Origin of the sequence: Polyangium sp. 6x1 (genome assembly GCF_029946515.1) — a bacterium.
In the GTDB taxonomy this organism is placed as follows: Bacteria; Myxococcota_A; Polyangia; order Polyangiales; family Polyangiaceae; genus Polyangium.
On the sequence record NZ_JARZHH010000014.1, the window covers coordinates 143,372 to 156,941 of the forward strand.

The following is a 13,570-nucleotide window of genomic DNA, read 5'->3' on the forward strand; positions in this document are numbered from 1 at the left end:
CGCGGGCGCGAAGGCAACCCCCGGGCGAGCGTGCGCGCGCCTCGAGGGCGCGACAAACGTCCTCAGCGCGGCGGCAAGCGGAAGCGGAGCCCCGGACCCTCGTCTTCCTCGACCTCCGGCGCGAGCAGCGGCGCGGCCGTTCGGGCAGCCGACGGGTCGAAGGGCACGTCGGCCCAATCGAAGATGCGGCTCGTCGCGTGCAATCGATCGTCCTCGGGGAGATCTTCGATGTGCACGCCGTGGTGCCCGTCAGGCACGAAGTACCGGAAGGTGTCGTTCTTCGCCCGGGCGTCGAACGGGTTGGTGCTCCAAGGATCGTTCTCTCCATAGATGAAGAGCATCCGCTCGCCGTGCGACCTCGTCCGCGCTTCGATCCGCGCCATGAGCCCGTGGGAGAACGGGATCGTCACGGGCACGGGCGTGAGGTTTTCCGCCTTGTCCTGCCCCGGATATCGCAGCAAGTCCATCAAGGGAGCCTCATCGAAACGCGGGTGGCCGAGCTGGGTGGCCGACTGGTAGAAATAGGGCCCGTAGTAGACGTTGATGGTCTCGTCGTCGTAGTTGAACGGGGCGCCGAGGTAGTCGATGTAGAAATGAAGCAGCTCCTCGTCGCTCGCGTTCGGCGCCGGAAGATGAGGTTCGCAGAAGTCCACGGGGCAGAACTGCCAGTAGAAGAACGAGGCCTCGAGGACGCCGAATTCGAAGGCCCGGTCGGCCCCCACGATGTCGTACGTGAGGCCCCACTCGGCCATTTCCGCCACCATCATCGGCACGATCTGCTCACGCCGGGTCAAAAGCGCGCGCTGGTATGCGGTCAACCTCGCCCGCATCGTCGGGTCCCCCACCTGACGGAGGAAGGTGACGTACCGCGGATCGCTGGCCGAATAGGTGGACGGCGACACGTAGGCGACCGTGCCGTCCACGTCGTCCGGGTGGTAGTAGCGATGATAGATCGAGGTCATGCCGCCCTTGCTGCTGGCGCCGGAGATCCAGCGGCCGGTATAGACGGGCCGGAACGCCTGCACGATCCGGTGGTGATCGCCCGCGGCCTGCTCGATATCGAGGTGCTCGTACGGCGGGCCCGGGGGCACGGATTCGCCATAGTAGCGGTGCTCGACGTAGAGCTGATTGCCCTGGAGCATCCTCGTGACCTCCCATTCGGTCGCCTTCCGCGTGTTGACGGCATACCCGCTGGGCATGAACGACGTGGGCCCGTCGAAGGAGCGGTGCAGGAGGGCGATTTTCTGGGTGAAGCGCGGGCCGTTCGGATTGTGATGATCCACGGGCTGATCAAATCGAAGCACGAAGAAACGCGTGCCCGGGATGTTCGAGGGTTTCTCGCTGTCCACCGTGAGCCCGGGGATCGTCGCGAGCGCGGCGAGGACCTCGTCGTTCACGGCTGCCTGCGCCTCGGCGACGGGCTCGTCCAGAGCAGCGCCACCTCCGTTGCCACACGCGGCAACTCCGAAGGCAAGGAGGATCGAGGCCAGAGGAAAGTTACGAAATGGGCGGATGTTCATGCTTTTTCACTTTGGCAATCGGCGTGCCTGGGGGCCCGCACATCGCCACGCGTCACGGAGCGGCAGGCGCACGGGAGGGTCCCGGGCCATGCGCACAGGTCGAGCAACCGGCTTGCGCGAATTGCGCAATCCGCCCGTCGACATTGCGCGATTCGTGCAATCGCAGGGCGCGCGCGCCGGCTCTGACGCAGCGCATGCGCCGACGAGCAAGCGGGGCGCCACCTGTGGTACGCTCCCGGCACGATGTCCGCGCCCTCCCCTGCCCTCACGTTCCCGCGCGCCTACAACGCAGCCGAGCATTTCGTCGACAGGCACCTCAGCGAGGGGCGCGGCGACAAGGCCGCGATCATCGACCCCCAGGGCACCGTGACCTACGGGGAGCTCGCCGAGCGCGTGAACCGCGCGGGAAACGCGCTCCGGGGCCTCGGCGTCCGCATGGAGGAGCGGGTCCTCCTTTGCTTGCTCGACGGCCGCGATTTTCCGAGCGTGTTCTTCGGAGCGATGAAGATCGGCGCCGTCCCGGTGCCCGTGAACACGCTCCTCCAGCCCGACGATTACGCCTACCTCCTCGACGACAGCCGCGCCCGCGTGCTCGTCGTCTCGTCCCTGCTCTACCCGAAATTCGCGTCGATCCTCGAAAAGGCGCGCTTCGTCGAGCACGTCGTGCTCGTGGGCGCGGAAGACGAGGGCCCCGGAAGGCACGCGCGCCTCGAGAGCCTCCTCCGCGCCGCCGAGCCCACGCTCGCGGCGGCGCCAACGTCGCCGGACGACGTGGCCTTCTGGCTCTACTCGTCCGGATCGACCGGACGACCGAAAGGCGCGGTGCACCTGCATTCCCACCTCCAGCAGACCGCCGTGCTGTATGGCGAGCGCGTCCTCGGGATCGAGCCCTCCGACGTGGTCTTCTCGGCGGCGAAATCGTTTTTCGCGTACGGACTCGGCAATGGGCTCACGTTCCCCTTCCACGTCGGCGCGACGGCCGTCTACCAGCCCGACCGGGCGACGCCCGACACCGTGATGCGCGTGCTCCGCGAAAAACGGCCGACCCTCTTCTACGGCGTCCCCACGCTCTACGCCTCGATCCTCGCCGATCCCAGGAACAACCGCGAGACCGGCTCCGATCGCCTCCGCGTCTGCGTCTCTGCGGGCGAGGCATTGCCCAGGGAGATCGGCGAGAAATGGTTTCTGCGCTTCGGGGCGCACATCCTCGACGGGATCGGCTCCACCGAGATGCTGCACATCTTCATGAGCAATCGCCCCGGCGACGTGCGTTACGGCACCTCGGGCCGACCCGTCCCCGGTTATGACGTGAAGCTCGTCGACGACGCCGGCGAGCCCGTGCCCGACGGCGAGGACGGCTCGCTCTGGGTGCGCGGGCCGTCGAGCTGCGTGGCCTACTGGAACCAGCGACAGAAGAGCCTCGACACGTTCCACGGCGCCTGGACGCGGACGGGCGACCGGTACGTGCGCGACGCGGACGGCTATTTCACGTACGCGGGGCGCAGCGACGACATGCTCAAGGTCTCGGGGATCTGGGTCTCGCCCTTCGAGGTCGAGAGCGCCCTCGCCGCCCACGAGGCCGTGCTCGAAGCCGCCGTCGTGGGCCACGCCGACGAGGCGAAGCTCGTCAAGCCGAAGGCCTTCGTCGTGCTCAAGCGGCCGGACGAAGCCTCGCCGGCGCTCGCGGATGCGCTGAAGGATTTCGTGAAGGGGCGGCTCGCCCCCTACAAATACCCGCGCTGGATCGAGTTCGTGCGCGAGCTGCCGAAGACGGCGACGGGGAAGATCCAGCGGTTCAAGCTGCGGGAAGGGTGAGAACGTTGCATCAATGGGCCGCGCCGCGCCCGCCATTGCAAGGCCGCGCGCGGACCCCGTCGAGCAGCACGGCCTTGCAATGGGCGAACGCCTCGGGGAAGCTCAGCCCGAGCGCGGCGAGGACGTCGGGTCGGAGGATGTTCTGCGCATTGCCGATCACGAGGCGGACGACGAGGTCCTCGGGGACGTCGGGCCGGAAGACGCCCGCGCGTTTGCCCGCGGCGAAGAGCGCGCGCGTGCGCGTGTGGACGACCTTGCTCCGCCACGCGTCGACGCGGGCCCAGAGCGAAGGCGCGTCGCGATGCAGATCGGTGAGCAGCGGCCCGCGCGCCTCTTCGTAGCCCGCCGCGACGATGCGCATGAAGCGATCGAGCTTGTCCTCGAAGCCCAGTCTCACGTCGTCGAGCGCGGCCGCGAGCTCGGCGTCGATCGCGGTGAACGCCGCGTCGATGACGGCCTCGCAGAGATCCTCCTTGCTCGCGAAATGGCGATAGAGCGTCTTTTTGCTCATGGCGAGCTCGGAGGCGATCTCGTCCATGGTGACGCGGCCGAACCCGTGCGCGAAAAAGAGCCGTCGCGCGACGGCGAGGATCCGGCCACGCGCCTCCGCCTCGGCCGTCACGAGACGGCCCGCTGCACGGGCCCGAGGTACCGGAGCGGCGCGCCCTCGGACGGACCGAGCGTCACGTTGCGCCGCACGACGCGCGGCGGCTCGGCGGAGAGCACCTGGAAGCGGTGCGACGCGAGGAGCGTGCCGAGCACGATCTTCATCTCGTAGAGCGCGAACGCCGCCCCGAGGCAACGCCGCGCGCCTCCGCCGAACGGCAAATACTCGAACGGCGTGAATTTGCGCTCCAGGAATCGCTCGGGCCGGAACACGTCGGCGTCGGGGTAGACGGCGGGGTTATGGTGCACGAGAATGATCGCCGCCATCACGGCCGCGCCGGCCGGGAGCTCGCGGCCGCGGAACGTGAACGGCGCAAGGAGCCTGCGCGAGACCATGCCGACCACCGGATGCACCCGGAGCGCCTCGTCGCAAACGGCCGAGAGATAAGGCAATTTCACGAGCGCCTCGGGCGACGGCGCCGGGCCGAGCTCGCGGATCTCGGCGAGGAGACGATCGCGAATGCGCGAGCTCCGGTGGATCCAGTCGAGCGCCCAGGCCATGCCAATGGCGGTGGTCTCGTGGCCGGCGATGAGCATGGTGCGCAATTCGTCGTCGATCTCCTCGTCGGACATGGGGTTGCCCTCCTCGTCGCGCACGGAGAGCAGGAGGCTCAAGATGTCGTCGTGGCTCTCGCCGCTCTTGCGCCGGGCCGCGATTTCCTCGGCGATGAGGGCGTGGAAGCGCTCGGTGAAACGCTGAAAGCGCGCCCAGGGACCGAGGCCGCCGAAGGAGTGGCGCAGGGGCTCGATCGTCATGAGCGACGGCGTGTACGCCTCGATATAACCGACGATCACCTCGCGGAACTGCGCCACGCGCGCCGGATCGCGCACGCCGAAGACGGCCTCGATGATGACTTCGAGCGAGATTTCCTGGGTGAGATCCTGCGCCTTGAACCTCGCGCCCGCCGGGAGCTCAGAAGCCTTGCGGAGCGTGATGGCGGCCATGAGGTCGCCATAGGCGCGCATGCGATCGCCGTGAAAGGGCGGCGTGAGCAGCTTGCGCTCGCGGCGGTGGCGCATGCCGTCGAGCAGGAGCATCGAATGCCGGCCGACCACTGGCTCGAGCGGGATCTTCGCGAACGGGGTGAAGAGGGAGGGATCCGCGGTGAAAATCTCCCGGATCCCCTCGGGATCCCCCGTGACGACGACTTCCCCCATGGGGAGCCGGAGCGTGAACGGGTCGCCGTAACGACCGACGGTGTCGAGGAAAAAACCCTTCGTGTCCCGGGCGAGCTTGAACGCCTGGAGCGCGGGGAAGCGAGGACCGGCAGGCAGGGTGTGCATCGTGGCCTCCGTGGGAACTCAGGAAACTTTATCGGTTTCCTCGGTTTCCTGCAAGGGTCAAAAACGTGCTGCTACACACAACAACGGCCGAGAGCGCGCGGCGTGGAGCGAGCTTTCGCTCCGACAGGGCTGTTCGTGTCATAGGATATGCCTCGTCCCCCAGCCGCCGCCCATGTCCCCGAATCCCTCGTCGCAAAGCCCCACCGACCTCGTGCGAGACCTGGAACGGCTCGGCGTCCGCGCGGGCGACACGTTGATGATCCACGCTTCGCTTCGCGCGCTCGGGCCGGTCGAAGGCGGCGCGGGCGGCGTCCTCGACGCCCTCGATCGAGCCGTCGGCGCGAGCGGGACGTGGATGATGGTTCTCGGCGCGCGCGACGACTGGGCCTGGGTGAACGACCTCCCCGAGGACGAGCGCGCCCAGCACCTCGCCAGCGCCGAGCCCTTCGACAGCCTGCGCACGCCCGCGGATCCGGACGTCGGTTACCTCGCCGAAGCGCTCCGCCAGCGACCCGGCACGCTCGTGACGAACCATCCGGAGGGCCGATTCGGCGCCCGCGGCGCGCGCGCCGCCGAGCTCGTTCGTGATCCCCCGTGGCACGATTATTTTGGTCCCGGATCGCCGCTCGAAAAGCTCTGCCAGCTCGGCGGTCGCGTGCTCCGCCTCGGCGCCGACCTCAATACCACCACCGTGCTGCACTGGGCCGAGTATCTCGTGGATCTGCCGGAGAAACGCCGCGTACGTCGATACCGCCGGATCGCCGGGAGCCCGGCACCAGCCATCCGTCATGTCGATAGTCTCGACGACAGCGACGGCATCGTCGAATGGCCCGGCGAGGATTATTTCGCGCTCATCCTGCGGGACTACCTGGACACCGGCCGCGCGAGCCAGGGGACCGTGGGCCGCGCGCGGAGCGAGCTCGTCGAAGCCGCGGACCTCGTGGCGTTCGGCGTGACCTGGATGAAAAGCCGGTTCGCGTCGCTCGCGCGGTGATTCTCCGGCCGTCACGCGAGCGTGAGGCGCATGTGAACCCGGAAATTCCAGTCGATGCCCATTGCGCCTTGCGCCTCGGCCACGGCGCGCATCTCCGCGGACCATCGCTCCTCGGGGACCACGACGAAGCCGTGGCGCGCATACCACGGCATGTTCCACGCGACATCCGATTGCGTGTTCAGCACGAGGGTCCGCTCGCCCGCCGCGCGAGCATGCTCGATCAGATCCCGCAAGAGCGCAGTGCCAATGCCGCGCCGCCCGTGCGAGGGCAACACGCTCACCTGCCCGAGGCAAAGCTCCGCGCCCACACGCGCGACGAGGAGCCAGCCGACGACCTCGCCGTCGACCTCGGCGACGGTGATACGCCCCGCCGCGACGGCTCGCTGCGCGGCCTCGAGCGGGATGGTCTCTCCGTCGAGGAACGCGGCGTGGCGGGTCTGCCGATAACGCTCGTCCGCGGCGCGCTCGATGATCCCGAGCACGGGAATGTCCTCGGCGCGCGCCGGACGCAAGACGAAGGAGGTCACCCCCGGGACGTTATCACGCCTCCCGCGCCTCGCGTGTCTTGCAAGCACACGCGGGAACTCCGCGCCCCCCGCGGCCTCCCTTCCCCCATGCTTCGTGTCCTCGCCCGCGCCGCTTCGATGATGCTCCCGGCCCTGGGGCTCGCCTGCACGCCAGCACGCCCGCCCGCGGCCGAGCCGCCCGCAGCCTCCTCGGCGCCCTCCCCGACCGAAGCCCCCTCCCCGCCCGTCACGCCGCGCGCGCCTGTCTCGACGGCCGGCTGCCCCTTCCAATGGACGCCGCGCGAGATCGGCGCGAGCGTGCTCCGGCTGCCCGCCGCATACGCCGGTCGGTTCATGAACCCGCTCTACGGCGCTGCTTGCGCCTGCGTGCGCCCGGGGGAACACGTGTACATGGTCGCCCGCATCGTCCCCGAGCGCGGGACGATCGAGGTCGTGACAGCCGATCGCGACGACCTCCCGACGCGCGCCGATCCAAGCATCGACGCATGTTTCACCACCGTGCTCGGAGCGACGACGTTCGAGCCGTTCGAGGTCGGCAGCGACGTCGTCTGCCCCGAAGAGCCGCCGCCGCCGCCTCGAAAAGGCCCGCCGTTTTTCCGCCCCCCGCGCCTGGCGAATTGCCCCGCGCGCGGCGAGCAGACCTCGAAAATCATCTACCCGCTCCGCGTGGACCGCCGGAGCGAGGCGCCCGCGTCCGCCTCCGCCGAGGGCCCGTAAAGAAAATCTTTTTGTCCTCGGCCGCGCAAGTGTGGACTGCTAAAAGTCGCGCGTGCTCTCGGCTGCTCGAATCGTGACTCTGGTGAAGATCGCCGTGTGGTCGATCTTCCTCCTCGTCTTCCCGCCCCTCGCGTTCGCGAACGGGATGTACGCGGCGACCATCCTCTTGTCGGTGCTGGGCCTCCTCCTCGATCTGGCGGCGCTCCGAGAGCTCCTGCCCGCATCGACGCCTCCGAACGTGCGACGCGGCGTCGTCGCGAGCTTTGCGCTCCTCCACGTCTCGCTGCTCGTCCTGTCCGTCGTTCGCCTCGTGTCGCCGCGGTATGGCGCGTGGCAACGGATCGCGGGGACCGACGAATGGAACAATCCCGCGCTGGTCCGCCCCGAGCACGGGCCCGTGCTCGGCGTGGGCCGCGGAGACGTCCATTCGCTCGGGAAAGAGGGCGCGTTCGTCCCGGTGAGCGGCATCCAGGGCCCGGTCCACGTGATCGGCGCGGGGGCGCATCGCGCGTGGTTCGTCGACGTCGAGGGGCAATTCGCGTGGGGCTACGACGGGACGTCGCTCGAAAAAATCCCGCTCGGATGGAGCCCGAGCGCGCGGGGACTCGACGGCGCCGCGCTCGATGATGCGTTTTTCGTCGTTCATTCCAAGGCGCTCGTGCGCGTGGAGCTCGGCGGCCACCAGAGCAAGGTGATCGACGGCGTATCCATCACCGGCGTCGCCACGGATGGAATGCGCGTCGTGGCGGTCGGCGCGCACGTCTTCGTGAGCGAGGACGGGGGACGGCGGTTTCAGGATCGCGGGCCCCTCGGGCTCCCGGCTCCGTCGGTCTACGCGGGCGGCGGCTCCTATTACGTGGTGCAAGGTGGATTCATGTCGTCGCGGCTCTTCGTGAGCGAGGCGGGCCGACGCATGGAAGAGCGCAAGGTGCCGATACGCGACATCCGTGTCCTCGCGGTGGATCCGCACGACGGCCGGCGGGTATGGATCGGGACGTGGGGCGAAGGAATCTTTCGCTCCGAGGACGCGGGGCGGACCGTCCAGAGCCTCGAGCTCGAAGGGCTGGAAGTGCAATCGCTGGTCGTCGATTTCGCGAAAAAGGACGGCGGCGGCGAGGCGTGGGTCGCGGCGACCAACTTGGCGACCCCGAGCGGCGTATTCCATTACAAGACCCCCTGAGCCCTCGGGCTTGCGGTCGCGGCACCGTGAGCCCATGCATCCGCTTGGCGGAGCGTCTTTCGGCGCGGCCTTTTCGCGGGGGGATGGGCATGAGGCGGGGTTCTTCCATCATCGCGGCGATGGCCCTCTTTTGCGGCGCCCAGGGCTCGGCGACGGCGGCGGAAGGCCCGACCGTGATCCGCATCGACAGCGGCGAGATCCGCGGCAAAACGGAGGGCGATGTCCAATTCTGGAAAGGCATCCCGTTCGCCGCACCGCCGGTCGGCGCCCTCCGCTGGCGGACGCCCGAGCGCGTAAAACCCTGGAAAGACGTGCTCGATGCATCGGCCTTCCGCTCCAATTGCATGCAGGCCGACGGCGTGCCGAACGTCTCGGAGGATTGCCTTTATCTCAATGTCTTCCGTCCGGCCGCGCGCGCCGAAAAAGCCTTGCCCGTCATGGTCTGGATTCACGGCGGCGCCCTCGTCCGGGGAGGCGCTTCGCTGTATCCAGGCGAGGGGCTGGCGCGGCAGGGCGTCGTGCTCGTGACCTTGAACTACCGCCTCGGCCGGCTGGGATTTTTCGCGCACCCGGCGCTCGCGCGCGAGGCGCCGAACGAGCCGCGTGGCAACTACGGCTACATGGATCAGATCGCGGCGCTCCGCTGGGTGCAGCGGAACATCGCTGCCTTCGGCGGAGATCCGAACAAGGTGACGATTTTCGGTGACTCCGCCGGCGGCGGCTCCGTCCTCGTGCAGATGACCTCGCCGATGTCGCGTGGCCTTTTTCACCAGGCCATCCTGCACTCGGCCGGCCTCCCGACCGCGCGCGCCGCGGCGATGCCGCTCCGGGAGCTCCCGGCCGCCGAGACGATCGCCGTCGATTACGCGAAGACCCTGGGGATCCGCGGCGCGGACGCCGAGGCGCTCGCGGCGCTTCGCTCGATCCCTGCAGAAACATTCGCGATGGCCAGCGATGGCAATGGCGTCATCTGGGAATTGTCGGGCGGTCCCCAGGTGCCCGGCGTCGCGGGCGCGATCCGCGACGGTCGCCTCGTCGTCGAATCCCCCGAAACAGCCATGCTCGCCGGTCGACAGGCGAAAATCCCGATCCTCTCCGGCGCCACCGACCACGACCTCGCCACCGGATCGGCGCAGACGAAGGACGAGCTGTTCCGCATCTTCGGGCCGCTCGCCGCGCGGGCGCGCACGCTCTACGATCCGCGCGGCAATGCCGAGCTCGCCGCACTCGTCCAGGAGGTGCATGCCGACCGGGGGATGGTCGAGCCTTCGCGCCATGCGGCCGAAGCCATGGTCCGGGCTGGACAACCTGCCTATTTTTATCGTTTTTCCTACGTCGCAGCGTCGCGCCGCGGCCAGGTCCCGGGCGCCACACATGCAACCGATGTCGCCTTTGCGCTCGATGTCCCCTCCGTGGTCACGGGGGACAAGACGACCGACGCGGATCGCGCCATGGCGCGCACGATGAGCGGCTACTGGGTCGCCTTCGCGAAGACCGGCAATCCGAACGGCGAAGGTCGCCCCGTGTGGCGAACGTATGAGCCCAAACGAAGAGACGTGCTGAATTTCACGAATCAGGGCGTGATCTTCGGGCCCGATCCGCTGAAGGACCGCCTCGATCTCTGGAAGGCGGTGTTCGAGGGCGCGCCGTGCCCTGCGCGCCTCCGGTGAGCCGAAGCGGCTCACCCAGGCAAAACGTGGCCCTTCATTCGGTCGGCTGCCCCAAAAGCGCCGTGAGCATCGCCACCGGGCTCCCCGTGGGCCGACCGAATTGCCAATCCGGCGGATCCACCACGACGCCCCCGATATCGAGGTGCACGAATGGAATCCGCTCGCCCCGCAGGCCCGACGCGATATCGAGGAACGCGAAGGGGAACTGATGCCCGCGCGGCGTGTTCACCGACGCCAATCGGTTCGAGCTCACGACGTCCTCCGCGCTCGATCGCGGCGCCACAAACGAATAATCCTCCCGCCGGGGCCGCGATCGCTCCACCGGCTCGCCCCACGCCTCGCCCAGCCGATCCAGAAGCTCGAGCGTCCCGGCCCGCTGCGCCGGGCCATTGCCGATCGCGCCGACGTACGGCCCGAACGCCCGGTACACGTGGCCCGTGAGCGTCGCGACCGAGAACAACGTCGGCGACGGCGCGCGCTCCGCGATCGTCTTCGCCTCGGCCAGGAGATCGGCCAGCACGAGCCGCCCCTCCGCGTCCGTGTTCCCGATGCGCACCCGCACCCCCGAACGAGCGCGGATGATCTCGTCGCTCACGAACGACTCGTCGCCCACGCTGTTCCGCACGAGCCCGAGCAGCCCGACCACGCGCACCGGAACCTTGAGCAGCGACGCCGCCAGCACGAGCCCCGCGACCGCGCCCGCGCCGCCCTTGTCGCGCGACATGCCGGCCATGTGCCCGTCCGTCTTCAGATCCGCGCCCCCCGTGTCGTACGTGACGCCCTTGCCCACGAGCACGAGCGTCCGCGACGCCGGCGCCTCGGGCGTGTACGAGAGCCGCACGACGCACGGCCGGTGACGCTCGACGCCCATCGACGCCCGCGCCACCGCCGCGAGCAGCGGATACCCCGACACGTCGTGCTCCACCTCGACCTCCACGCCCGTGCCGCGGAACGCGATCTCGCAGAGCTCGGCGATCCGGCGCGGCGCCATGCGCTCCGGCTCCGTCCCCGCGATGTCGCGGCAAAGCGCGCGCCCGTGATCGATCGCCGAGAGCGACCGGGCCCGCGCCTCGTCGAGGCCCACCATGCCCACGGCCTCGGCCGTGCGCGGCGCCTTGCCCGCCTCGCGCGCCTCCACCGGCGCCCACTGGCTGCCGAGCGCCGCGAGCGCCGCCACCTCGCGCGCGCGGGCGAACCGCGGCCCGGAAGGCGCTTGCACCCACACGAGAGGCCGCGTCGCGCCCGCGTCCACCGCGCGGCTCGTCCCTGCGGCCACGGCCTCCGCCACGCTGCGCACGTCGTCCGTGTCCTCGCCGAGCGGGCCCATCGGCACCACCACGAGCCGCCCGCCCGGCAGCGCCGGCGCCGCGATCACCGCGGGGGGCCGCGGGCCTCGATCGAGCCCCGCGTCGGCCTTGAGCGCGCACGCGAGCGCCGCGGCCACGGGGCCCGTGAGCGTCGCGCGCGTGCTGATCGGCGAGGGCGCGACGAGGACGAGGGCATCAAAAGGCAGACCTTCGAGGGAGCTCTGGGCGAGCGCCTCCTCGGGTTGACCGAGGAGCAACGGCGGATCGTAGGAGGACATCGGGGCGCATCCTAGAGGAAGCGCGGCAGCCGCCGCAACCGAGGGCATCATGCCCGGGGCCGCTCGGTCACGCTGGCCAGCGGCGCCGAGCTGCTTTAGGACTGTCGTTTGCCGACGGGAGGCCACGCTCGGACGATCCGAGCGCCACTCCCGACCCCTCGTGCTCATGCCGATCACCCCTCGCTACCGCCCCGCGCCTCGTTTCTCCTCGCTCGGCGACGGCTTCGCCGACGTCGTCGCGCCGGCGCGATTCCACACCCGCACGCTCCGCTTCCGCAACCAGCGCTGGGCCAGCCGCCTCGGCCTCGGCGAGCTCGACGCGGAGGAGTGGGACCGACATTTCGCGCGCCTCGAACCCCTGCCCTCGAACCTGCCCGCGCCGCTCGCCTTGCGATACCACGGGCATCAGTTCGACGTGTACAACCCGTACCTCGGCGACGGCCGCGGGTTTGTCCTGGCCCAGATCGAGGATCCCGAGGACGGAAAACTCCTCGATTTCGGCACGAAGGGCAGCGGCACGACGCCGTATTCGCGCGGCGGCGACGGGCGGCTCACGCTGAAGGGCGGCGTGCGCGAGGTGCTCGCGGCGGAGATGCTCGAAGCGCTCTCCGTGCCCACGTCGAAGGCGTTTTCCCTGTTCGAGACGCACGAGGCCTTGTTCCGGGGCGACGAACCCTCGCCCACCCGCTCCTCCATCCTCGTCCGCCTCTCGCACGGCCATATCCGCTTCGGCACGTTCCAGCGGCACGCCTACCACCGCGACGCCGACCGTTTGTCCAAATTGCTCGATTTCTGCATCGCCCATTACGTGCCCGAGGCGGCCGGCGGTCCGGATCCTGCGGTCCGCTTCGTCGAGGCCGTGGCGCGGCGCTCGGCCCGGCTCGTCGCGGCGTGGACCGCCGCCGGGTTCGTCCACGGCGTGCTGAACAGCGACAACATGAACATCACGGGCGAGAGCTTCGATTATGGCCCGTACCGGTTCCTGCCCACGCTCGATCCCTCGTTCATCGCGGCCTATTTCGATCACACCGGCCTGTATGCCTTCGGGCAGCAGCCGCGCGCGGTGGCGCTCAACCTGACGCGCCTCGCCGATGCCTTGCGGCTCGTCTCGCCCGCGGCCGCCTTCGCCCCCGCCGTGCGCGCGTTCGAGCCTGCGCTGCGCGAGGCGCGCGCGGCCGCGTTCCTCGCGCGGCTCGGCCTCGCGCCCTCGGATCCGGACGTCGACGCGAGCCTCACCGAGGCCATCGAGCTCTTCCTGGAGGAGAGCCAGGTCCCCTTCGATCGATTCTTCTTCGACTGGTACGGCGGCGCCCAGAGCGAGGCGCGCGCCCGGGCGAGCGAGGCGAAAACGTTTTACCAAGGCGAACGATTCGACGCGCTCCGGAGCTTGCTCGAGCTCTACGCGCCCGCCCGTCCCGACGCGCTCTCGCACCCGTATTTCCAGGGCGACGCCCCGTGCTCGCTGCTCATCGACGAGATCGAGTCGATCTGGCACGCGATCGACGCGCACGAGGACTGGGAGCCGTTCGAGGAGAAGGTGGCGAAGATCCGTCGCATGGGCGAGGCGCTCGGCGCAAAGGCGCCGGCGGGGTGAGGCCGGCGCTCGTCGGGA

Annotated in this window: 11 protein-coding genes; 6 read left to right on the forward strand and 5 right to left on the reverse strand. The window is 69.5% G+C overall.

Annotated elements, in window-relative coordinates:
• Window positions 1-62: 62 nt before the first annotated feature.
• The gene (locus QHF85_RS16180) at window positions 63-1,397 is read right to left on the reverse strand and encodes a S28 family serine protease (protein ID WP_281328082.1); all 1,335 of its coding nucleotides are present in this window, start codon (window positions 1,395-1,397) and stop codon (window positions 63-65) included.
• Window positions 1,398-1,763: 366 nt separating this feature from the next.
• On the opposite strand from QHF85_RS16180, the gene QHF85_RS16185 reads away from it, so the two are divergent.
• Entirely contained in the window at window positions 1,764-3,335 is a 1,572-nt protein-coding gene (locus QHF85_RS16185; RefSeq protein ID WP_281328083.1) for a benzoate-CoA ligase family protein, read from the forward strand.
• Between the two features lie 10 nt (window positions 3,336-3,345).
• Here the strand turns inward: QHF85_RS16185 and QHF85_RS16190 are convergent, their stop codons facing one another.
• Together QHF85_RS16190 and QHF85_RS16195 are read right to left on the reverse strand one after the other, a co-directional pair.
• On the reverse strand, window positions 3,346-3,957 hold the full coding sequence (locus QHF85_RS16190; RefSeq protein WP_281328084.1) for a TetR/AcrR family transcriptional regulator: 612 nt from the start codon (window positions 3,955-3,957) through the stop codon (window positions 3,346-3,348).
• Entirely contained in the window at window positions 3,954-5,285 is a 1,332-nt protein-coding gene (locus tag QHF85_RS16195) for a cytochrome P450 (RefSeq protein ID WP_281328085.1), read from the reverse strand. The genes QHF85_RS16190 and QHF85_RS16195 overlap by 4 nt, the downstream gene beginning before the upstream one ends.
• A gap of 172 nt (window positions 5,286-5,457) precedes the next feature.
• Here QHF85_RS16195 and QHF85_RS16200 point away from each other — a divergent pair, with 172 nt between their 5' ends.
• Window positions 5,458-6,279, forward strand: a complete 822-nt coding sequence (locus tag QHF85_RS16200; RefSeq protein WP_281328086.1) for an AAC(3) family N-acetyltransferase — start codon at window positions 5,458-5,460, stop codon at window positions 6,277-6,279.
• Window positions 6,280-6,290: 11 nt separating this feature from the next.
• Here the strand turns inward: QHF85_RS16200 and QHF85_RS16205 are convergent, their stop codons facing one another.
• On the reverse strand, window positions 6,291-6,806 hold the full coding sequence (locus tag QHF85_RS16205) for a GNAT family N-acetyltransferase (protein WP_281328087.1): 516 nt from the start codon (window positions 6,804-6,806) through the stop codon (window positions 6,291-6,293).
• A gap of 87 nt (window positions 6,807-6,893) precedes the next feature.
• Between QHF85_RS16205 and QHF85_RS16210 the strand changes: the two genes are divergently transcribed.
• From QHF85_RS16210 to QHF85_RS16220, 3 genes are all read left to right on the forward strand, one after another.
• Window positions 6,894-7,523 carry a hypothetical protein gene (locus tag QHF85_RS16210; RefSeq protein ID WP_281328088.1) on the forward strand — a complete coding sequence of 210 codons (630 nt, stop codon included), beginning with the start codon at window positions 6,894-6,896 and terminating at the stop codon, window positions 7,521-7,523.
• Window positions 7,524-7,596: 73 nt separating this feature from the next.
• The gene (locus QHF85_RS16215) at window positions 7,597-8,703 is read left to right on the forward strand and encodes a hypothetical protein (protein WP_281328089.1); all 1,107 of its coding nucleotides are present in this window, start codon (window positions 7,597-7,599) and stop codon (window positions 8,701-8,703) included.
• On the forward strand, window positions 8,643-10,373 hold the full coding sequence (locus QHF85_RS16220) for a carboxylesterase family protein (RefSeq protein WP_281328090.1): 1,731 nt from the start codon (window positions 8,643-8,645) through the stop codon (window positions 10,371-10,373). Before QHF85_RS16215 ends, QHF85_RS16220 begins: the two co-directional genes overlap by 61 nt.
• 34 nt (window positions 10,374-10,407) lie before the next feature.
• Here the strand turns inward: QHF85_RS16220 and QHF85_RS16225 are convergent, their stop codons facing one another.
• Window positions 10,408-11,958, reverse strand: a complete 1,551-nt coding sequence (locus QHF85_RS16225) for a leucyl aminopeptidase family protein (RefSeq protein ID WP_281328091.1) — start codon at window positions 11,956-11,958, stop codon at window positions 10,408-10,410.
• A gap of 166 nt (window positions 11,959-12,124) precedes the next feature.
• On the opposite strand from QHF85_RS16225, the gene QHF85_RS16230 reads away from it, so the two are divergent.
• The gene (locus QHF85_RS16230; protein ID WP_281328092.1) at window positions 12,125-13,552 is read left to right on the forward strand and encodes a protein adenylyltransferase SelO family protein; all 1,428 of its coding nucleotides are present in this window, start codon (window positions 12,125-12,127) and stop codon (window positions 13,550-13,552) included.
• The last annotated feature ends 18 nt before the right edge of the window (window positions 13,553-13,570 follow it).

Excerpts from the sequence above, each read along its gene's own strand:
- QHF85_RS16185 (WP_281328083.1), top strand. The coding sequence starts at position 1,764 with ATGTCCGCGCCCTCCCCTGCCCTCACGTTCCCGCGCGCCTACAACGCA.
- QHF85_RS16195 (WP_281328085.1), bottom strand. The coding sequence starts at position 5,285 with ATGCACACCCTGCCTGCCGGTCCTCGCTTCCCCGCGCTCCAGGCGTTC.
- QHF85_RS16200 (WP_281328086.1), top strand. The coding sequence starts at position 5,458 with ATGTCCCCGAATCCCTCGTCGCAAAGCCCCACCGACCTCGTGCGAGAC.
- QHF85_RS16210 (WP_281328088.1), top strand. The coding sequence starts at position 6,894 with ATGCTTCGTGTCCTCGCCCGCGCCGCTTCGATGATGCTCCCGGCCCTG.
- QHF85_RS16225 (WP_281328091.1), bottom strand. The coding sequence starts at position 11,958 with ATGTCCTCCTACGATCCGCCGTTGCTCCTCGGTCAACCCGAGGAGGCG.
- QHF85_RS16230 (WP_281328092.1), top strand. The coding sequence starts at position 12,125 with ATGCCGATCACCCCTCGCTACCGCCCCGCGCCTCGTTTCTCCTCGCTC.